The sequence below is a fragment of the Desulfovibrio sp. JY genome, from assembly GCA_021730285.1.
In the GTDB taxonomy this organism is placed as follows: domain Bacteria; phylum Desulfobacterota; class Desulfovibrionia; order Desulfovibrionales; family Desulfovibrionaceae; genus Solidesulfovibrio.
This window is the reverse complement of the sequence record CP082962.1, coordinates 2,124,903-2,144,602: the sequence shown is the minus strand read 5'-3', so window position 1 is coordinate 2,144,602 and position 19,700 is coordinate 2,124,903. Positions and strand designations below refer to the sequence as shown.

The 19,700-nt window shown below is 67.2% G+C and carries 20 protein-coding genes; 8 read left to right on the top strand and 12 right to left on the bottom strand.

Translation table 11 applies throughout. From position 1 onward, the window contains the following. Positions 1-7: 7 nt before the first annotated feature. Positions 8-805 carry a hypothetical protein gene (locus K9F62_09540; GenBank protein ID UJX42895.1) on the top strand — a complete coding sequence of 266 codons (798 nt, stop codon included), beginning with the start codon at positions 8-10 and terminating at the stop codon, positions 803-805. Positions 806-966: 161 nt separating this feature from the next. On the opposite strand, the gene K9F62_09535 is transcribed toward K9F62_09540, so the two are convergent. Beyond that, positions 967-1,149 carry a hypothetical protein gene (locus tag K9F62_09535; GenBank protein UJX42894.1) on the bottom strand — a complete coding sequence of 61 codons (183 nt, stop codon included), beginning with the start codon at positions 1,147-1,149 and terminating at the stop codon, positions 967-969. 10 nt (positions 1,150-1,159) lie between these two features. Beyond that, entirely contained in the window at positions 1,160-1,621 is a 462-nt protein-coding gene (locus K9F62_09530) for a CBS domain-containing protein (GenBank protein UJX42893.1), read from the bottom strand. Positions 1,622-1,779: 158 nt separating this feature from the next. Between K9F62_09530 and K9F62_09525 the strand changes: the two genes are divergently transcribed. Both K9F62_09525 and K9F62_09520 read left to right on the top strand, forming a co-directional pair. After that, positions 1,780-2,172, top strand: coding sequence for a cupin domain-containing protein (locus K9F62_09525; GenBank protein ID UJX42892.1), 393 nt, complete (start codon positions 1,780-1,782; stop codon positions 2,170-2,172). Positions 2,173-2,213: 41 nt separating this feature from the next. Further along, a complete protein-coding gene (locus K9F62_09520; protein UJX42891.1) occupies positions 2,214-2,996 on the top strand; it encodes an AraC family transcriptional regulator in 783 nt (260 codons plus the stop codon). Between the two features lie 15 nt (positions 2,997-3,011). On the opposite strand, the gene K9F62_09515 is transcribed toward K9F62_09520, so the two are convergent. Both K9F62_09515 and K9F62_09510 read right to left on the bottom strand, forming a co-directional pair. Continuing rightward, positions 3,012-3,704 (bottom strand): LrgB family protein, encoded by a 693-nt coding sequence (locus K9F62_09515; GenBank protein UJX42890.1) that lies wholly within the window; start codon positions 3,702-3,704, stop codon positions 3,012-3,014. Next, complete coding sequence (locus K9F62_09510) at positions 3,694-4,098, bottom strand: CidA/LrgA family protein (protein UJX42889.1); 405 nt, start codon at positions 4,096-4,098, stop codon at positions 3,694-3,696. Before K9F62_09510 ends, K9F62_09515 begins: the two co-directional genes overlap by 11 nt. 87 nt (positions 4,099-4,185) lie before the next feature. Between K9F62_09510 and K9F62_09505 the strand changes: the two genes are divergently transcribed. Both K9F62_09505 and corA read left to right on the top strand, forming a co-directional pair. Next, positions 4,186-5,097 (top strand): LysR family transcriptional regulator, encoded by a 912-nt coding sequence (locus K9F62_09505; protein UJX42888.1) that lies wholly within the window; start codon positions 4,186-4,188, stop codon positions 5,095-5,097. A 52-nt stretch (positions 5,098-5,149) separates the two neighbouring features. Continuing rightward, complete coding sequence (corA, locus tag K9F62_09500; protein UJX42887.1) at positions 5,150-6,250, top strand: magnesium/cobalt transporter CorA; 1,101 nt, start codon at positions 5,150-5,152, stop codon at positions 6,248-6,250. A gap of 8 nt (positions 6,251-6,258) precedes the next feature. Here corA and K9F62_09495 read toward each other — a convergent pair whose 3' ends face one another. From K9F62_09495 to K9F62_09485, 3 genes are read right to left on the bottom strand one after another with little or no spacing between them, the layout of a single operon-like run. After that, positions 6,259-6,576, bottom strand: a complete 318-nt coding sequence (locus K9F62_09495) for a hypothetical protein (protein ID UJX42886.1) — start codon at positions 6,574-6,576, stop codon at positions 6,259-6,261. Further along, positions 6,563-7,510: a metallophosphoesterase gene (locus tag K9F62_09490; GenBank protein ID UJX42885.1), complete on the bottom strand. Its 948-nt coding sequence runs from the start codon at positions 7,508-7,510 to the stop codon at positions 6,563-6,565. Before K9F62_09490 ends, K9F62_09495 begins: the two co-directional genes overlap by 14 nt. Then, a complete protein-coding gene (locus K9F62_09485; protein ID UJX42884.1) occupies positions 7,507-8,868 on the bottom strand; it encodes an AAA family ATPase in 1,362 nt (453 codons plus the stop codon). The genes K9F62_09490 and K9F62_09485 overlap by 4 nt, the downstream gene beginning before the upstream one ends. 121 nt (positions 8,869-8,989) lie before the next feature. Between K9F62_09485 and K9F62_09480 the strand changes: the two genes are divergently transcribed. Then, entirely contained in the window at positions 8,990-10,126 is a 1,137-nt protein-coding gene (locus K9F62_09480) for a HAMP domain-containing histidine kinase (protein UJX42883.1), read from the top strand. A 405-nt stretch (positions 10,127-10,531) separates the two neighbouring features. On the opposite strand, the gene treS is transcribed toward K9F62_09480, so the two are convergent. The 4 genes from treS to K9F62_09460 all read right to left on the bottom strand — a co-directional run bounded on the left by treS (position 10,532) and on the right by K9F62_09460 (position 16,042). Next, positions 10,532-13,834 carry a maltose alpha-D-glucosyltransferase gene (gene treS / locus K9F62_09475; GenBank protein ID UJX42882.1) on the bottom strand — a complete coding sequence of 1,101 codons (3,303 nt, stop codon included), beginning with the start codon at positions 13,832-13,834 and terminating at the stop codon, positions 10,532-10,534. Between the two features lie 225 nt (positions 13,835-14,059). Then, positions 14,060-14,827 carry a ComF family protein gene (locus K9F62_09470; GenBank protein UJX42881.1) on the bottom strand — a complete coding sequence of 256 codons (768 nt, stop codon included), beginning with the start codon at positions 14,825-14,827 and terminating at the stop codon, positions 14,060-14,062. Further along, positions 14,814-15,419 (bottom strand): flavodoxin family protein, encoded by a 606-nt coding sequence (locus K9F62_09465; GenBank protein UJX42880.1) that lies wholly within the window; start codon positions 15,417-15,419, stop codon positions 14,814-14,816. The genes K9F62_09470 and K9F62_09465 overlap by 14 nt, the downstream gene beginning before the upstream one ends. Then, positions 15,416-16,042 (bottom strand): MBL fold metallo-hydrolase, encoded by a 627-nt coding sequence (locus K9F62_09460; protein UJX42879.1) that lies wholly within the window; start codon positions 16,040-16,042, stop codon positions 15,416-15,418. Before K9F62_09460 ends, K9F62_09465 begins: the two co-directional genes overlap by 4 nt. A gap of 217 nt (positions 16,043-16,259) precedes the next feature. Here K9F62_09460 and K9F62_09455 point away from each other — a divergent pair, with 217 nt between their 5' ends. Continuing rightward, a complete protein-coding gene (locus K9F62_09455; protein ID UJX42878.1) occupies positions 16,260-18,662 on the top strand; it encodes a tetratricopeptide repeat protein in 2,403 nt (800 codons plus the stop codon). Between the two features lie 62 nt (positions 18,663-18,724). Here K9F62_09455 and K9F62_09450 read toward each other — a convergent pair whose 3' ends face one another. Next, positions 18,725-19,084 (bottom strand): hypothetical protein, encoded by a 360-nt coding sequence (locus tag K9F62_09450; GenBank protein ID UJX42877.1) that lies wholly within the window; start codon positions 19,082-19,084, stop codon positions 18,725-18,727. Positions 19,085-19,350: 266 nt separating this feature from the next. Here K9F62_09450 and K9F62_09445 point away from each other — a divergent pair, with 266 nt between their 5' ends. Further along, positions 19,351-19,572: a hypothetical protein gene (locus tag K9F62_09445; GenBank protein ID UJX42876.1), complete on the top strand. Its 222-nt coding sequence runs from the start codon at positions 19,351-19,353 to the stop codon at positions 19,570-19,572. Positions 19,573-19,700: the final 128 nt, after the last annotated feature.

The following is a 19,700-nucleotide window of genomic DNA, read 5'->3' as shown; positions in this document are numbered from 1 at the left end:
AGGGGCCATGACCTTGATCCCATTAGAAAATTTAGGAAAGGGAGAGCGCGAGAGGGGAGAACCCTTTGCAAAGGTTTTCCCCTCTCGCACTGTCTTCACTTCTTCCCTTCCTGAAGAACGTCAGGAGCTCACACGTCGACTGGATCGCCTTTCGGGCGCGGCGGCCGGCAAGGTGCGCGCTTTTGCCGCCGCCAGGACGGCGAAGGTGGAGATCGAACGGTTTCTGGACATGGCCCCCCAGGTGACGGGGAAGCTCGAGGAGCTGACGCGAGCGCTTTTCGGGGAACTTTTGGACGAGATCGAGGCCGACCTGACCCATGCCGTGCGCGAAATCCTGGGCCAGGACCGCACGGTGGTCTCGCGCCGGGACGTGAAAAACAGCCGGCTCTTCATCGAATTCGAGATGGAGCAGGACGGCAAGTCCGAGGACATCCTGCGCGGCCAGGGCGGCTCGGTGTGCAACATCCTGTCCGTGGGCCTGCGCCTTATCGCCCTGTCCCAGCTGGACCCGGCCAAACACCGCCCCTTTCTCGTGCTCGACGAACAGGACTGCTGGCTGCGGCCGGACCTCGTACCGGGCTTCGTGCGGCTGATCGCGGCCATCGCCCGAAAGCTCGGCATCCAGGTGCTCTACATCAGCCACCATCCGGTGGATCTTTTCGCGGACCAGGCCGACCGGGTCTTCATCCTGCGCCCGGGCCGGGAAAATGGCCCGCGCCTGGACATCCTCTGCGACCGCGCCGCTTCCGACGCGACCCTGCCTCCCGTCACGGCTGATGCTTCAGCGGAAACTTCCGACGAATAGCCCTCTTTTCCCCCACTCGCATCAAAAAACCATCCCCCGCTCCTCCCCTGTCCCCTAATAAAGGGGGGTCCGGGGGGCCCGTGGCCCCTCGGCGGGGTGCAGGGGCAGCGCCCCTGCCGGTGGGGTCCAGGGGAGGCGGAGCCTCCCCTGGGTCTTCTCCTCTACCCGCAGCTGCAACCGATGCAGGAGCAGCCGGGGCAGCCGCAGCCCACGGCGCTTTGGGGGTCTGTTTTGACGTGGTCGCTGTAGGCGGCGAAGGTTTCGACCGGGGCGGCCTTGGCCAGGGCGAAGAGCGAGCAAGCCAGGACCAGGGCAAGGGCCACGGTGAGGGCGCAGTGTCGCATGGGTGTATCCTTACAGGTTTTTCACCAGGAAATGCAGGATCATGCGCCGGCTGATCTCGCCGACGAGGACCCCGTTCGGATCGATGACGGGCAAGGCGGTGATGCCTTTTTCCACGATCAACTCATTGGCCATGACGAAAAGGTCGTCGGGGTGGGCGAAGGGGTAGTCCGAATCCATGAGGCTGCCCACGGTGGTGTCGGAGATGGCGGCCATGTTGTGGCGCAGGGCGTCGAGGAGTTCCTCGCGGCCGTCTAACAGCCCGGCCTTGGCTTTCTGGTTCACGGTCGGCGGCACGATGATGGAAAGGAAATTGTGGATGGTGACCACGCCGAGCAGCCGCTCGCGCTCGTCCACCACGTAGGTGTTGCGAAAGATGTGCCCCATGCCGCCATACCAGATAAGCACATTCCCGACCGGCGCTTCCGGGCGGACCTTGATGAGCGTGGTGCGCATGATGTCGGCGATGACCATGTTTGCGTCGCGGCTCCTTCTTGTGAAAAAAAGTACGTTAAGGATACCAAGGCATCCGTCCCGCGTAAAGCGAAGTTCGCATTGTTTGGGGCAAGATCGTCCAAGAAGGCGGGTCGGACCCGTGACAGGGTGCGGTCAAACGCAACGGAGGTTTTGCCATGAACACGGATACCGTTTCCGCCCTGGCCGAGGGCCGACAGATCGTCACCGTGGGCGGCGCGAAAGATGCCGCCGACCTGCCCTGGAATCCCCATCCCGCCTTCGAGGGGGTGAGCCTCAAGCATCTGGTCACCGGGGCCGACACCGACGGAGCGCTCAGTTGCCATCTGGTGCGCGTCGCGCCGGGCAAGACGCTCAAATCCCATATCCATGAGGGACAGTGGGAGCTGCACGAAGTGGTGTCCGGGGAAGGGGTGGCCGGCATCGACGGCGCGGCGACGCGGTACAGCCCGGGCGTCGTGGCGGTCATCCCCAAGGGGCTCGCCCACGAGGTGACGGCCGGGGACGCGGGACTGTGCCTTTTTGCCAAGTTCTTCCCGGCTCTGCTATGACGGAGGCGGCCGGGGAACGGTTCCGGCCAAGGGAGTCAGCCATGCCGGACAGCGCGCTTCGCGTGTCCCGACATCCGGCCGCGCCGGGCCTCGAGGCCATCCGCGGCGTGGGTGTGGCGGCGGATATCGTGCGCCATGCCCACGCCCGTCTCGTGGTCGGGCTGTGCCTTGGCGGCGGGCGGCGCATCATGGCCGGCGGCGGGGTCTTCGAGGCGGGGCCGGGCCAGGGGTTCGTCATCCCGCCCGGCGTGGCCCATGCCTGCGCCCCGGCCGGGGACGCGGGCCATTCGTATGTGGTGCTGGCGGCATCCGCCGCCTGTTTTCCGCCCGGCCGGCGCAACGGCGGGACCGTGGAGGTCTGGCCCAGGGTATGGAGCGACCGGCAGGCGGCGGAGCTGCTTGTGGCCACGGCCGAGGCCGTCTCGAAAGGGGATGCGCGGGCCCTGGCGTTTTTCGGCGCCCTGGCGACGCGCCTCGATTTGCGCCCCGCCCCCCTGCCGCCGCTCCATCCGGCCACGCGCCGGGTCAAGGCGATCATCGACGCGGCCCCGGCCGAACCCGTCACCGTGGCCGATCTGGCCGGGCTTGTCGGGGTGAGCCCGTATCATCTGGAGCGGCTCTTCCGGCGCGATCTCGGGGTGCCGCTTCTGGACTACGCCCTGTCGCGGCGGGTGGCCCTGGCCGCCTTGCGCATCGGGGACGGGGAGGCGCTTTGCGAAGCGGCCCTGGCCGCCGGATTTTGCGACCAGAGCCATCTTACCCGCCAGTTTCGCCGCCGCATGGGCGTGCCGCCCGGCAGGTATCGCGTGATTCGCCTGTCCTAGGCGTTGCGGGCTTTCCTACACCGTGCCGAGCATGGCCACGGCCGGGCCGATGAGCGCGCAGGTGACGCCGGCCAGGATCATGACCAGACCGGCCACGGCCCCTTCCTCGTCGCCGATCTCCCGGGCCCGGGCCACGCCCGCGCCGTGCGCCCCCATGCCGAGCATGGCCCCCCGTGCCAGGGCCGAGCGCAGGGGCAGGATCTTCAGGATCATGCCGCCAAACGACGCGCCCAAAACGCCCGTGACGATGACGCACACGGCGGCCAAATCCGGCGCGCCGCCGACTTCCTTGGCAAAGGCCATGGCAAAGGGCGTGGTGACCGAGCGCGGCAGCACCGAAAGCCGCATCCCCTCGGGCAGCCCGAGCAGGCCGGAAAGCAGCCAGGACCCGCCGAAAGCCAGCAGGCAGCCGAAAAACACCCCCATGGCCAGCGGCGGCCAATGGCGGCGCAAGAGCGCCCTTTGCTCGTAAATCGGCAAGGCAAAGGCCACCGTGGTCGGCCCGAGCAGCATGAGCAGCCACTGCCCGCCGCGCATGTACTCGCGGTAGCTCACGTGCAGGACGACGGTCAGCCCCAGGCACAGCACGCAGGCCAGAAGCAGCGGCGACGTCCACCAGGCCTTCACGTAATGGTAGGCGATGCGCGACAGGACATAGGCGGCCAGGGTGGCCGTGAACCAAAATATAGCGGGATGTTCAGCGAACATGACGGGACCTCGTGCGAAAATGCAGTTCCACGATCAGCGCCGTGCCGACCATGACCGAGACGATGCCGACCACGATGACGGCCAGAAGCTTGAGCCCGGTCACCCCGACCAGCTCGGGATGGTCGCGCAGGGTGATGCAGGCCGGGACGAAAAAAAGCAGCATATGGTTGAGCAACCCGCCGGCTCCCCGGGAGAACCAGCGCACCGGCAGGATGTGCAGGGCCAGCAGCGCAATCATGGCGAGCATCCCCACCACGCCGGCCGGCACCGGCAGTCCGGCCATCCGCACCAGCCGGTCGCACACCCACCAGAACCCGACCAGGGCCGTGGCCTGGACCACGGTCAGGACGAAAAGCCCCACTTTGCCGGGCCAATTTTCAGGTTTTCGTTTCATGACGTTTCCTTCGTCTGGAGATAGGCACGGCCGCGTCAGTTGTGAAATGAATTGTCAGAATAAAACCTATTCCGTATTGGAATGGGCATGGAACTGCGCAACCTGCGGGCCCTGGTGGAGATCGTGCGCCAGGGCGGCTTTACCCGGGCGGCGCGCGCCCTTTTTTCCACCCAGTCCACGGTGAGCAAGGCTGTCAGGCAGCTGGAGGAGGAATTGGGCGAGGCGCTGCTCGAACGACTGGGGAATGGGGTGCGGCTGACCGGGGCCGGGGAGATCGTCTACGCCCGGGCGGTGGCCATGCTGGCTGAAAGCGAGCACATGGTGGCGGAGGTGGCCGACCTCAAGGGGCTCATCTCCGGCCGGCTGCGCCTGGGGCTGCCCATCTTCGGCAGCGCAAGGCTTTTCGCGCCGCTTTTCGCCGAATACCGCAGCCGCCATCCCGGGGTGGAAATCGAACTCATGGAACAGGGCAGCGCCCGGCTGGAGCAGGCGCTTCTGGCCGGCGAAGTGGAGCTGGCCGTGTCGCTTTTGCCCGTGCCGGACGCCTTCGACTGGCAGCTCGTGCGCGACGACCCGATGATGGCGCTGCTCTGGTCCGACCATCCCCTGGCCGGCCGCAAGACGGTGCGCCTGGCCCGGTTCGCTTCCGCGCCCATGATCCTTTTCGAGCAGGGTTTCGCCCTAAACGCCCGCATCGAGGCGGCCTGCCGGGCCCGTGGCTTCGAGCCCATGACCGTGGCCCGCAGCGGCCAGGTGGATTTCATCATCGCGCTCGTGGCCTCGGGGCTCGGGGTGGCGCTTTTGCCGCGCATATTGACCGAGGGCCGGCCCCTTTCACCGCTGACGGCGGTGCTGGTCGACGAGACGGACCTGCGCTGGCAGGCGGCGCTCGTGTGGCGCAAGGGGGCGCGGCTTTCCCCGGCGGCCCGGGCCTGGCTGGCGCTTACGCGGGAAAAGCTGCCGACCGGGGGCTTGCCCGGAACGAGCCTGGCCGGCTAAGACGGAAAAAGCCGCCCTTGCGGCCACAACCCACGACCGCGGGAGGATGGGCATGCTGGAGCGCTTCAAGAAACGGTCCCGGGGAGCCGGCGGGCTTGCCACTGGCGAAAACGCCTTTCCGGCGCGGCCGACGTTTGCGCCCTGCGTCATGGTCTACGCCTATGACGCCGCGTCCGTTACCGTCCGCCGCTACGACGCCCTGACCGGGGACGAGCCTGTGCTCGAGCCGGGCAGGGTCCACTGGGTGCGGGTCATCGGGGTGCATGACGAGGCGTTCGTGCGCGCCGTGGCCAAACGGTTCGGGCTGCATCCGCTGCTGGTGGACGACATCCTGGACACGGGGCATCGCCCGGCGATCGAGGAATACGAATCCATCGTGTTCATCCTGCTGCGGCTTCTGGGCTACGACGAGGCGGACAAGCGGGTTTTGGCCGAGCAGGTGTGTCTGGCCTCGGGCGACGGCTTCGTGCTGACGTTTCAGGAGCGCGAGGCCAATTTGTGGGACGCCCTGGCGGCGCGCCTGGAAAAGGGCGGCTGCAAACCGGCCCGGCGGGGACGCGAACAACTTGTCCATGCGCTGATCGCCGCGGCCCTGGACGAATACATCCTGACGCTCGGGCGGCTGGCCGAAGACATCGAGGAGCTGGAACAGCAGGTGCTCTCCGGCGCGGGCGGGGGCGACACCCTGACCGAAACCTACCGGCTCAAGCGGGAGGTGCTGTTTTTGCACCGCTCCCTTTGGCCGCTTCGGGAGATGCTCAGCCGCACGCGGCCCGACGGCCCAGGCGAAACCGACGAGGCCGATGCCGTGGCCGCGCTTTTATGGAACGACATCCGCCAGGACGTGTATCAGGTGCTCGACGCGGTGGAGACGTTGCGCGAGATGCTCTCGGAAATGGTCGGCCTGTCCATGACCAAGGCGGAGCTGCGCATGAACGCCGTGGGCCAGTACCTGACGCTTGTGGCCACGATCTTTTTGCCGCTCAATTTCCTGGTCGGCTTTTACGGCATGAATTTCGACAACCTGCCGTTTAAATCCACGGACTGGGGCGTGTACGCCCTGATCGGGTTCATGGTGGCCACGGTCGCCGGCATGGCCATTTATTTCCGCCGCAAGCAGTGGATCGCCGGCAACGACGAAGAAGAGGAATAAGCCCCGCCCTACTCCCCGCCGAAGGCGTTTTCCACCGCTTCCAGGTCGCGGCGCACGGCCGCGATGTGTTCCCGGTAGGCGGCCACGAGCTTGCCGTTCTCCTCACGTTTTTGGGCCAGAAGCGCTTCCAACTCGGCCGGATCGGACGTGCCGTATTCGGCCTTGGCCCGGGCGGAAAGCTCGGCCAGCTGGCCTTGCAGATGGGTCAGGTCCTGTTCGGCGCGGACCTTGTCGTCGCGCAGGCGTTCGTACTGGGCCTTGAGTCCCGCCAGTTCGCGCTCGAGATGCGCGTCGGCGTCGTTTGCGGCACGGTTATTTGCCGGCATGGGTGACCTCGCGGTAAAGTTCCCAGATGACTTCCGTCTCCGGGCTTTCGGGGTTGAGATTGGCGCGCAGGAATTCCCCGAGCCCCGCCCCCTCGCGGGTGCGCCGCCAGGCCAGCCGGGACAGCCCTTCCAGAAAACGGGACTTGTACTCCGGCGAGGCAGCCTCCTCGGGCGGGAATTCCTGATCCGGAAACACCTCGGCAAAGGGGCGGTACGGCACGGGCCAGTGTTCCAGGTCGTCCGCGCCCGGCCGCCAGACCGAGGCCGCCGGCACCCGGGTCATGGCTTTGCGCGTGAATTTGAGGCGCGTGATGTTGCCGGGGTTGGCCCAGCGGGTGGCCCCGGAAACGACCGTGGGGTGCGGCCGGTGCAGGTGGCCGTTTATGACCCAGTCCAGGCCGGCGATTTCGTGGATGCGCACATGGCGGTCCTCGGCGTCGGGAAAGCCGATGCCATGGTGGGTGAGCCACACGCTCGTCTCCCCGGCCTCCTTTTCGACGGCGGCGGGCAGCGGCGAACCGTCGGGCGACGCGCCGACGACGGCCGGGCCCGTGGGGGTGACGAGGCGCAAAAACAGCCCCGGCGCGTCGAGCACCGTGACCACGTCCGCCGCGCGCAGCACGGCCAGGGACGTGTCGGGCGTAAAGCGCGCCTGGTACTTGTCGTGGTTGCCGACCAGGACAAAGGGATGGTGCGGCCGGAAAAGCTCGATAAGCGCCACGATCAGTGTGTTCGGGTTCTCGCGCGGCCAGTGGAACAGGTCGCCGAGGATCACCGGCACGAGCTTCTCCCGGACGGCATGGTCCAGACAGGCGGCAAGCTTTTGCAGCACGTCGTCCATGTAGGATTCCAGGCGCTGCATGGGGGGCGTTGCGGCAATGTGCGGATCGGGGATGCACAAAAGCCCCGTGGCCTCGATGGTGGGCAGATTCATGACGCGCCCTCCGGCTTCGTCTCGTGGGCATGTCCCGCGCCCAGAAAATCATCCGGGGTCAGCGCGCCGCCGCACAAGGGGCAGGAGCCGAGCGCGGCCAGCCTGTCGGCGATGCGGCTCGTCAGCTCTTCCAACGCCCGGGCCTTGGCCACGGCGGCGGTCCTGGCCGTGGAAACGGCCCGCCGGGCCGCCTGGAGCGAGGCGGCCAAAGCGGCCAGGGGCGCGAGGTCGGCCGTTTCCGGCGGCCCGGAAAGACGTGACAGAATTTTCGCCCGACCGCCCAGGGAGCGCAACCCGTCCCGCACGCCTTTCAAATCTTGCACCAGCGCGCCGAGTCCGGCCACATCGGCCAGTTCCCCGGGCGGCGCAAGCCCGGCCACGGCGGCCGCCTTTTTTTCGGTGCGGGCAAGCGCCCCACGGAGCGCCACCAAATCCCGGACCCGCCCGGCCAGCCCGGCCGTATCGACAAGCGCCGGCGGCGCGGCCAGGGAGGCCAGCGCCCCGCCACGACGTCCGGCCCGGTCCATGCGCCGGGCCAGCGTTTCCCGGGCGGCCACAAGCCCGGCCAAGGGCGCGGTCGGCGTAAGCTCCGGCGGGCCGGTCAGCCGGGAAAGCGCCCGGCCGGACCTTTCGCATCGGTCGATGCTCCCGGCCAGTTCGCGACGCCTCGCCAGCCAGTCGGCAAGGCCCGACGCCTCCCGCTCCCTGCCGGCGATGTCGCCTTCCGCCGCAACTGCCTGCTCCAGGCGCAACTCCAGTTCCGGCAGCGGGGAAAGCGTGTCCAGCGAAGCGGCCAGGGACGCCAGTTCCTTGTCCAGCCGGTTTTTCTCGGTCTTGGCCTTGCGCGTCCGATCGGTCAGCAGGTTCTGCATGGCGATCAGGTGGGCGGCCTCGGTGGAGGCGGCGAAAAATCCGGAAAGCGCCGAGCCCGGCTGGTTGAGCAGAAAAACCGGTTCGCGCTGGTTGCCGATATGCACGTCCACGGGGTCGCCGCCCTCGATGGGGACCGGGGACAGCCGCAGCACGTCCAGGATGTCCTCGGGCGGCGTGCGGCCGAACTTGGCGTAGACTTCCGGCTCCTTAGCGCCCGGACGGGTCAGCTCGTAAAGGGCATACTTGGGCCGGCGCACCCAGGTGACCACCGTGCCGTCGTCGAATTCCGCCGACACCCGGGCCTCGCGGGCGCCATGGCGGATGCAGTGGCGCGGGGTCGGGTTCTGGGCCAGACAGCGCAGTCCCTCGACCACGGCGGATTTGCCGGTGTTGTTGGGGCCGGTGAGCACGGTAAGCCCGGGCGCGAATTCGAAAACCGTGTGCGCATGGGCCATGAAATCAGTCAGGACAAGGCGTCGCATCATAGCGGCCCACAAGAGCAGATACGGCCGGTTTGTTCAAGGCCCGGGAGGAGCGAGCGGCAGGGCTTTACATTCGACCCCATCTTCCTACAATACGGATGCAGCATACCAGCCAGGAGTGCCCATGCCCGCCCCCGACCCGACCTGTTTCGCCCCGGCCGAGCGCGCCGCCGCAGAGGAAGTCCACCGCCAATTCGCGGTGCTCTCCAACCACGAGATCCCGGGCGTCCTTGACGCCATGCCGGTCATCTCCATGGTGCTCAACCGCTGCCGCCAGGTGGTCTTCGGCAACCGAAAATTCGCCGACGCCATCGGGGTGACGGATATCCGCGAGGCGCTCGGCAAACGGCCGGGCGAGGCCTTTCGCTGCGTCCACGCCGCCAGCGCCCCGGGCGGCTGCGGCACCGGGGAATTCTGCGTGCACTGCGGGGCCGTGCGCTCCATCCTGCTCGGTCTGGCCGGCCGGGAAAACATCCAGGAATGCAACATCAACCGCGAGGACGGCGGCAAGATCGAGGCCCTCGACCTGCGCGTGTCCTCCTCCCCCCTGGCCTTCGACGCGGAAAAATTCATCATCTTCTCCATTACCGACGTCAGCCACGAGCACCGGCGGCGCAGCCTGGAACGCATCTTCTTCCACGACATGCTCAACACCGTGGGCGGCCTCCAGGGACTCATGGAATTTCTGGTCGAAGAGGTCCCCGAGGACCTGCGCCCCGACGCCCAGCTCATCCACCGGGCCATGGCCCATCTGACCGACGAGATCACTTACCAGAAGCAGCTCCTCGCGGCCGAGACCAACGAGCTGGAAACCAATTTCACCACCCTGCGCTCCTGCGACATGCTGGAAGTGGTGGAAGCGACCTTCCAGAACTCGGAACAGGCCAAGGGAAAACGGATCGAGGTGTGCGACGAGTGCTCCCAGGTGACCTTCGATTCGGACCCGGTGCTGTTGCGCCGGGTGCTCGGCAATATGATCAAAAACGCCCTGGAAGCCACCTCTCCGGGCGGCGTCGTGCGCCTCGGTTGCCGCCCGGGCGAAACCTGGGTGGAATTCTGGGTGCAAAACGACGCCGTCATCCCCAAAAGCGTGCGCATGCGCATCTTCAACCGCTCGTTTTCCACCAAGGGACTCGGCCGGGGACTCGGCACCTACAGCATCAAACTCCTCACCGAACGCTACCTCGGCGGCGCGGTGGACTTCTCCTCCACCCGCGAGGACGGCACCGTGTTCCGCGTCCGCCTGCCGCTTGGCGGCTAGGCCTGAGCAGGCGGACGCAGGCTGGCTGGGGCGCTGCCCCAGACCCCGGCAGAGGCTCTGCCTCTGCACTCCGCCGGGAGGCCACGGGCCCCCCGGGCCCCCCTTCTCGGCTTTGGCCGGGCGGGGATGGGGCTGGTTTGGCGGGAGGGCGGAGAGTGGAGAAGATGGCGGCGGAATTTGCCGGGACGGTGCCGCCGCTTCGCGGCAGGCTCGTCCCAATCAAATTCCGCCGCCACCACGCCGTCGCCCCTTCGGGGCGAAGGGATAGGGAATTTTACTGCCCGAAATTTCAAAAGATATTCCTCCCCCATCAACCCCCTTTAAAGTTTTTGGGGAGGGTGGGGGTCCGGGGGAGGGAACCCTTTTTTTCAAAAAAGGGTTCCCTCCCCCGGTTCCTTCTCCTCCTTATTTAAGCGCCAACACCAACCGTATGCAGGAAAGCGGCGCGCCGATGCGGTCCGGGCGGTTGACGGCCGCTTGTCCCAGGGCGTCGTAGCAGCGTTCGAGCAGGAAGCTTTTGAGCAGGAGCAGCCTGGCCCGGCGCGGCGGCAGAATGGGCGAATCGCCGACAGCGGCGGCGTAGGCCCCGAAAAAGGCGCGGGAGACCGCCTCGGCCCAGGGCCAGGCCCAGCCGGCGCAACGGCCGCTGTCCTCGGGGTGGGTGGCGGCATGGCGACTGACGCCTTCCTCGCCGGCGGCGTAGAAGGAGTAGAACATGCCGGCCACGTCCCGCAGCGCCGAGCGTTTGAGCCGGCGTTCGCCGAGGGTGCGCCTGGGATCGCCCTCGAAGTCCACAATCACGAAATCCTTGCCCGTAAAAAGCAGCTGTTCCAGGCGGTAGTCGCCGTGGATACGGATTTTGACGGTATCCACCACCCGGGACAGCAGTCCGGAGATGGCGGCCAGGGCTTCGCTTTCCGCGTCGATGATGCGCGCGGCGTCCTCGCGCAGAACCGCCGGCACCGAGTCGATGTGCTTGGACAGGATGTTGGTGGCCTGGCGGATGCTGTTGCGGATGGCCTGGTAGACCGAGCGTTGGTAGAGTTTGGTAAAGGGCTCCGGGGAAAACGCTCCGCCGCCGTCCGACAGCGCCAGGTGCATCCCGGCCGTGCGCCGGCCAAGGAGCCTGGCCATCTCCAGATAAAACTCGTCGGCCATACCGGCCATGGACTTGGCCATGCCGAAATCAAGCATATTGCCTGTGGCCAGGGTGTCGGCATCCTCGGGCATGGCCCGGCGCTGCTCGAAATACCGTGTCAGGTGCTCAAGGCTGTAGCCGTAGGCGTCCCGGGCGTCGGCGATGTATTCCTGCACCGTGGCCACAACCATGGGCTCGGCCCCGGACTTGGGGCGGTATTCGAACACGCCGGCCAGGATCGGGGCATGGTCGAAGCCCACCGCTTCGAGATGGCGCAACAGCTCGGCCTCGGGGTGGGCCCCGGAGTCCAGCGCGGCGTAGAACTTGAAGAAGAGTTTGCCGTCGTAGGCCATGATGACGTTGTTTTGGCCGTCGTGGAACATGTGCGAAGGCGGACAGACCCCGTCCGAACACAATTCGCGAGGGAATCCCGGTTCGGGCAGCGCGGCCAGCACCCCGGCCGGGCCGCGAAGCCTGGCCTTGCGCCGTAGCGCCTCGGGCCACCAGGCGCGAAGCTGAGGCAGCACGAACCCGTTGACCAGCGTGCCCTCCCTGCCGGCATGGGTGATGTGGGCCACCACGGACTGCGGGTCCTCGCGGGCCACGGCGGCGGCCTCCTCGCCGGAGACCAGGGCCAGGAGAAACGGCATGGCGCGGGTTTCGCCGGTGATGGCGTGGGCCTCGACCAGCAGCAGCCAGGCGAGCAGCCCGCGCGGGCCCACAGGCGCGGCGTCGAGAATCTCCACCCGCTGGGTGGCGGGCAGGCGCACGCCGGCAAGCCCGGCCCGGCGGGCGTGGCCGGGCAGCAGATCTTCGGCCAGGACCGCCCGCTCATTGGGTCCCAGGATGCTTTTTAAGGCCTGGCCGAACTCCACATAGGGGGCCGGGGCGGCGTCCAGGGCCACGGCGGCGTCGTCGCGCGTGAGCCGCAGCCAGTAATAGTCGTACTGCCCCAGCGGCAGCACGTACGGGGCCTCGGTTATGGTCGGAAACTGCGTGCCGGAAAAGACGTCCAAGGGCGACGCCCCGGCGAAGCGGGACAGGTCGAGGGAGGCCACCTGGGAAAACCGCGACAGGTTGACCACGACCAGGATCGTCTCCTCCTCGTGGCAACGCAGAAAAACGAGAACCTTGTTGTTGTCCGGCCGCAGGAATTCGATTTCCCCGCGTCCCATGGCCGGCAGGCGTTTGCGCATGGCGATCACCCGACGCATCCACCACAGAAAGGAGGACAGGTTGGCCTCCTGGTTCTCCACGTTGACGGCCTCGTAGTGGTATTGCGGATCGATGACCACGGGCAGGTAGATATTCTGGGGATTGGCCCGAGAAAAGCCGGCGTTGCGGTCCGGGCTCCACTGCATGGGGGTGCGCACGCCGTCGCGGTCGCCGAGGTGGAAATTGTCGCCCATGCCGATCTCGTCGCCGTAGTAGATGATCGGCGTGCCGGGAAAGGAAAAGAGGATGAAGTTTATGAGCTCCATGCGGCGGCGGCTGCCGAGCATCAGCGGCGCGAGCCGGCGGCGGATGCCCAGGTTGATGCGGGCTTTGCGGTCCTTGGCGTAGACCCGGTACATGTAGTCGCGCTCCTCGTCGGAGACCATTTCCAGGGTCAGCTCGTCATGGTTGCGCAGGAACATGGCCCACTGGCAGTTTTTCGGAATGGCCGGCGTCTGCTCCATGATGTCGAGGACGGGAAAGCGGTCCTCCATCATGAGCGCCATGAAGATGCGGGGCATGATCGGGAAGTGGTAGGCCATGTGGCACTCGTCGCCGTCCCCGAAATAGGCCACCGCGTCCTCGGGCCATTGATTGGCCTCGGCCAGGAACATGCGATTTTTGAACCGTCCGTCCACATGGGCCCGCAGTTTTTTCAGAAACGCGTGGGTCTCGGGCAGATTCTCGCAGTTGGTGTCCCGGCGCTCGTACAGATAGGGCACGGCGTCCAGGCGCAGCCCGTCCACGCCAAGGCCCAGCCAGAAATCCATGACCCGGGTGATTTCCTTGCACACGCGCGGATTGTCGTAGTTGAGGTCGGGCTGGTGGGAGTAGAAGCGGTGCCAGTAATAGGCCTTGGCCTCATGGTCGTAGGTCCAGTTGGAGTACTCGAAATCCTTGAAGATGATGCGAGCCTGTCGATATTTGTCCGGGGTGTCGTTCCAGACGTAGTAGTCGCGCCAGACCGATCCGGGACTGGCCGCCCGGGAGCGCTGGAACCAGGGGTGGTCCTTGGAGGTATGGTTGACCACGAGCTCGGTGATGACCCGCAGTCCCCGGGCGTGGGCCTGGCGCAGGAATTCCTTGAAATCCTTGAGCGTGCCGTAGTCGGGGTGGATGCCGTAATAGTCCGCGATATCGTAGCCGTCGTCACGTAGCGGCGACGGATAAAAGGGCAGAAGCCACAGGGTGTTGACGCCGAGGCTGGCCAGGTAGTCCAGCCGGCTGGTCAGGCCCGGGAAATCGCCGATGCCGTCGCCGTTGCCGTCCATGAAGGCCTTGATGTGGACTTCGTAAATGACGGCGTCCTTGAACCAAAGCGGATCGTCCGCGCCAGGGAAGGGCTTTCGGGGCATGCACACTCCTTGTCGTTTCCAGATGGAGTCTAGCAGAGGCGGCATACCGGGGGGAAACTTTTCTGAAGAAAAGTTTCCCCCCGGGCCCCCCTTCCAAAGAATTTCAATAATAATACAGTATTAACCGAACACCCTTGTCCAATTATAAACTTTAGGAAGGGGAGAGCGCGAGAGGGGAGAACCCTTTTTAAAGGGTTTCCCCTCTCGCACCCTCTTCCCCTCCCCCTACCGCGCCACCACCACCACATCCACGCGGGTCGCCCCGGCCAGGAGCAAGGCGCGCGCGGCGGTTTCCACGGTGGCTCCGGTAGTCATGACGTCGTCGACGAGCAGCGCGGCCCGGCCGGAGACGATCTCCGGCATCGCGGCAAAGGCCCCCTGGATATTGCCCAGGCGTTTGGCGCCGGGCAGCTGACTTTGGGGCGTGGTGTCGCGGATGCGGGCCAAGGCGTTTGTAACGATGGGCCGGTCCAGCCGGCGCGAGAGTTCCCGGGCCAGTTCCAGGCTCTGGTTGAAGCCGCGCCAGGCCAGGCGTCTGGGGTAAAGCGGCACGGGCACGATGATGTCCGGCCCGGCCGGGTCCATGGACCCGGGGCCACAGCGCGCGGCGGCGCGCGTGTAGGCGTCGGCGACCAGTCCGGCCAGGATCCGGCCCTGGCCGAGTCGGCCGTGAAATTTGAACCCCAGCACCATGTCCCGCAAAAGCCCCTCGTACGGGCCGTGAAAGGCGAAACCGTCCCACGAGCGGCCCTGGCGGAGGCATTCGGGGCAGACCTGCGGCGGCGCGGCGGGATCGGCGGCAAGCTCGCCGCACCGGGGGCAGTAGCCGCCCAGGCGCGGGGCCAGGCTCACGGCGCACGACGGACACACCGGATGCGGTCCGGCCCGGGCCGGCAGCAGGCCCGAACAGGCCTGACACCGATCGCAGGCAAGCAGCATGGCCCGGGCGAGCCAGCCGGCCAGACGCGGCAGCCCGGCCCTAAAAAGCCCCATGGGCGGCATCCCGGCCGTACCCGACCGCCTGTTTCACGGCGGCGACGTCGCCGGCCAGATCACCCGGCGCGTCATAGCCCCGGAACAGGCACGGTTCGGCCAGGGTGCGGTAAAAGGGCCAGAGAAAATACTTGAGGGTGAGCAGCGCCCCGGCAAAGAGCTTTTCGCCCCGGGGCCGGCCGGCAACCAGCAGGACGCGGACCTCCGGCAGGACGGGCGGCATGACCTCGCCGGCCCCGGCGGCGTAGCGCACGGCCCAATGGCGCTGGGCCCGGTCGATGAACGCCTTGAAAAGCGCCGGCACGTGGTAAAAGTAGATGGGCGCGGCAAAGGCCAGGATCGGAGATTCGCGGACATGGGCGAAAAGCGCCTCGGCCGCGTCGCCTTCCGTATCCAGGGGGCAGCGGTGACCGGGAGCGAGACAGGCGCCGCAGCCCCGGCACGGGGCGATGCGTTCGTCGCGCAAGGCCACGACCTGGGCCGCGATGCCTTGATCCCAGAGCCCCCGGGCAAAGGCCCGCCCGGCCGCGTCGGCATTGCCGCCGGCCCTGGGGCCGCACAAAAACACCGTAGCCGCGGGACCGGAGGTCACCGGGCGTACTCCGAAAAAAACGGATTGTGCTTCATCTCGTCACCGATGGTCGTTGCCGGGCCATGGCCGGGATAGACGGCCGTGACGGCCGGCAGGGCAAAAATCTTTTCGCGCACCGAGGTCATGAGCTGGTCGTAGTCGCCGCCGTCGAAATCGGTGCGGCCGATGGAGCGGTAAAAAAGCAGGTCGCCGACGAAAATCGCCCCGGCCTCGGGGAAATAATAGGACAGGCTGCCCGGGGAATGGCCGGGGGTGGCCAGCACCCGGCAGGGTTGGCCGAGCAGGGTCCGCCCGCCGGGGGCGATGGGCTCGTAGGTAAATTCGGGCACCTGGGGCAGGCCCATGAGTCCGCCATGGCCCAGTTCGGTTTCCAGAAGCGGCGCGTCGGCGGCTCCGGCGAAAACCGGCGCGCCAAAGGCCCCGGCCAGCTCGCCCACGCCGTAAAGGTGGTCGCAGTGCAGGTGGGTGAGCAGCACCGCCTCGAGGGAAAGCCCTTTTTCCTTGAGAAATTGTGCTACCGCCGTCGGCTTGCCGCCGACATCCACGGCAATGGCCGCGCTCCCCGCGACCGCGAGGTAACAGTTGGTCTCCAGGGGACCTATCGGAAACGTCTTGATGTCCATGCCGCATGACCCTCCCATACGATTTGCCGCGCCTGCCGGCCCGTGGCCGTGGATGACCGCCCGGCCACAGCGTGCCGGACGCCGCCTGTGGCAAGCAGTGCCGTTTCCGGCCGCCCCCCGTCAAGGGGACGCCGCAGGCCGCCCGGTCCGCGCTTGTTTTCCCGCCGCGTCAACGGTAGAGAAAAGCCCCATTCAGACAGTCAGCAAGGGAGCGGCAATGCCGGCGGCATCCGTCACGCAGCGTGACCTCATCGCAAACGAACAGTTTCTCCGGGACGTCTTCGCCCGGTTTCTTTCCTTCAAAACCCACAGCCTCTTTTTTCCCCGCGACGACGACGGCCTGCTCGCCGGCTTCGGCCCGGGCCACGACCAGGCCGTGCATCTGCCGGCGGAACGCAAGGTGCTCATTCCCCTGGCCGGGGCGGGCAGGCTGCTTGGCGTGTTCGTGGCCCGGGGAGCGGGCCTTGGCGCGCCGCGCACCATGCTGGCGCTTCTGCCCCGCATCGCGGCCATGGCCCTGGAGGAAATCCGGCTGACCCGGGCCGCCACAAGCGACGCGCTGACGGGCCTGGCCAACGCCGATGCCCTGATCGCGGCCGTCACCCGGGAAATCGAGCTGGTCCAGGACCGCATCCTACCGGGCTCGGCCAGCCTGGTCGATCCCGGGCTCACCGGGCTTCGGGGCGGATTCGGGCTCGTGGTCCTCGATGTGGACCATTTCAGCCGGCTGGCCGCCCGGCACGGCTTTGTCGCGGCCGAGGGCGATCTGGCCGAAGCCGGCGCGCTGCTGCGCCGCCTGTGCCCCGAAGGCGGGCTGGCCGCCCGGCTTCACGACGACCTTTTCGGGCTTTTTTTGCCCGGGGCCACGGCCTCGCGCTGCCGGGAGGCGGCCGAAGGCATCGTGCGGGAGGTCTCGCGCCTGACCTTCGAGACGCCAGCCACCGGGGAAAGCCACGCCATCACGGCCAGCGCCGGCTGCGTGGCCTATCCCCAGGACATGCGCGGCGGCCAGTTCGTGGCCCCGCCGGCCGAACAGGCCCGGGTGCTTTTGCGCAAGGCCAAAAAAGCCCTGGCCGTGGCCAAGGATCTCGGCCGCAACCAGGCCATGGCCTTTCACCGCATCCTGGCCGAGGGCGGCGTGGTGCTCGAGGCGCTGCCCCTGTCGCGCTATGCCATAAGCCTCGGCCGCTTCGTGGACGCCGAAGCCGGGCAACGCTTCCTGGTCTGGTCGCCGCGCCACGAAGGCGCCCACGACATCCGCAGATCCGACGGCGAACGCGTCTCCGGCCGCTCCCCCACCATGATCAAGGGCGAAATCGCCCTGCTGGAAGTGGGCGAGGATCTGGCCTTCGCCGAGACGCTCCAGTGCAACGATCCGGGCTGGGCCATCGAGCCCGGGGACCGGCTGCTGCTCGCGGCGGAATCCGACGAGGCTTCCCATGCCTGCGCGCCGGACGGCCCGCCCAAGAAAGATCCGGCCACCGGCCTTTTCCCCCATGCGGATTTCCTGCGCCAGACCACCGCCGACCGCGAGAAACGCCAGACGTTTTCCATGGCCCTGGTGCTTTTGCCCGACCCGTCGTCCGAACCGCGCGCCGGGCGTCCGGCCGAGGCGGACGTGGCCGAGGCGGCAGCCGTGTGCCGGACCCATTTCGGCCAGACCGCCGTGGGCGGCCGGTTCAGCTCGTCCAAGCTCGTCTTCTACCTGCCCGACCGCGATCCGGCCGGGCTGGCCGAGGCCGCCGAAGCCGTGCTGGCCGGCCTTGGCGAACGCCTCGGCGGCACGGCGGCCGTGGGCGTGGCCGGCTATCCGTTTCTCAACTACACCCGGGCCGACGTGCCGGAAAACTGCCGCAAGGCCCTGGACCACGCCCTGCTCCTGCCGACCGGCCCCAAGACGGCCGTCTTCGACACCTTGTCGCTGACCGTCAGCGGCGACCGGCACTTCACCATGGGCGACATCTACGCGGCCATGGAAGAGTACAAGCAGGCGCTTTTGGCCGACGAGACCAACACCCTGGCCCGCAACTCGCTCGGCATCTGCCTGGCCCGGCTCGGCCGGCTGGACAAGGCGCGCTGCGAATTCGACCGGGTCATCGCCCGCGACGCCAAGAACACCATGGCCCTGTACAACCTCGGCTGCGTCTGCCGCCGGCTGGGCGAAAACGCCGATGCCCGCAAGGCCTTCCAGAAATGCCTGCGGGCCAATCCCGGACATGTCTACAGCCTGCTGCGGCTCGGGCGCATGGCCGAGGAGGACAAGCGCTTCGCCCCGGCGCTCAAATACTACAAGCGGGCCATGGCCGCCCCGGGCGGCGCGCCCCAGACCCTGCGCCACCTGGCCCGGCTGGCCTTCAAGCGCGGCCGCAACGAGGAAGCCCGGGAATACCTGCATCAGGCCCTGCTCCACGACCCCAAGGACGCGGTGTCGCTCCACCTCATGGCCCGGCTCTACCTCAAGGAGGGCCAGGACCCGGCCATCGCCGAGGCCATGGCCCGGCAAGCCGTGGCCCTGCGGCCCGAGCGGACGGAATTCTGGCAGGCGCTGGCCCGCGCCCTTACCGCCCAGGGACGGGACGGGGAAGCCCGGGAAGCGATGGCCCGGGCCGAAGGCATCTGAAAAGAAAACGCGCGGCCGAAAACTCGACCGCGCGTTTTTTCCATTACAGACTACCTGCCGCCCTAGCGAGGACGCGGACCAACAGGCCCGGGGCCGAAGGGCCGGGGACCAACCGGCGGCATCACGGCCACCGGACGCGGCCGTGCCCGGTACGGACGCGGCGCGCCCCATACCGGCGGCGGCACATAGGCCGGTCCCACCCATACCGGGGGCGGCACATAGGCCGGAGCCACGTAGACAGGCGGCGGAGCCACATAGACAGGCGGCGGGGGCGGCGCCACATAGACCGGGGCAGGGGCAACGCCGACGTAGAGCGGAACGCTTACGGCGAACCCCGGTCCGGCCACGGTCAGGGCGGAAGCGGTGCCGGCGGCGACGACCAGGGAACAGGTCAGGGCGAGGATGCTCAGAAGACGCTTCATGGCGTACCTCCTGTGTGATTCTGGTTTTCTTGTTACAAGCCAGAACCATGCCAACCATGCCCGTCCGAAATCAAAACCCCTAACAGGCCGTTTTTACAACTCAATCCGCATGACAGTCCGATGCGGCAGCGCCCTCGGCCACCCGGCATTTCATATCTTGCACACCCCGGTTACACTTGTTGCCCACATCGCCGATATGTCGACAATCCCTTGCCCGGGGGGGAAAGGCGCGTTATGTAGCAACCAAGACCATCCGGGAGAAAACCATGTCCATATCGGACCGCATGTGGGAACGGGCCGCCTACCTGACCCGCTACGACGGCAGCTCCACCGCCGACATGGTGGCGCAGTTGGCCAACGACCACGCCGCCATCGAACGCCTCTCCCCGTCCATGGGCTCCAACGTGCCCGACGACACGCCCCACGCCATCACCACCGGCCCTATCCTCGAAACGGGCCTCGGCGCCATCCTGCGCACGCGTGTGTGAAGAGAGAAAGAAAGAAAGAAAAAGAAGAATGCGAGAGGGGAAACCCTTTGAAAAGGGTTCTCCCCTCTCGCGATCTCCCCTTCCTAAAGTTTATAACGGGTACAGAACGTACGATTGATATTCTGTAA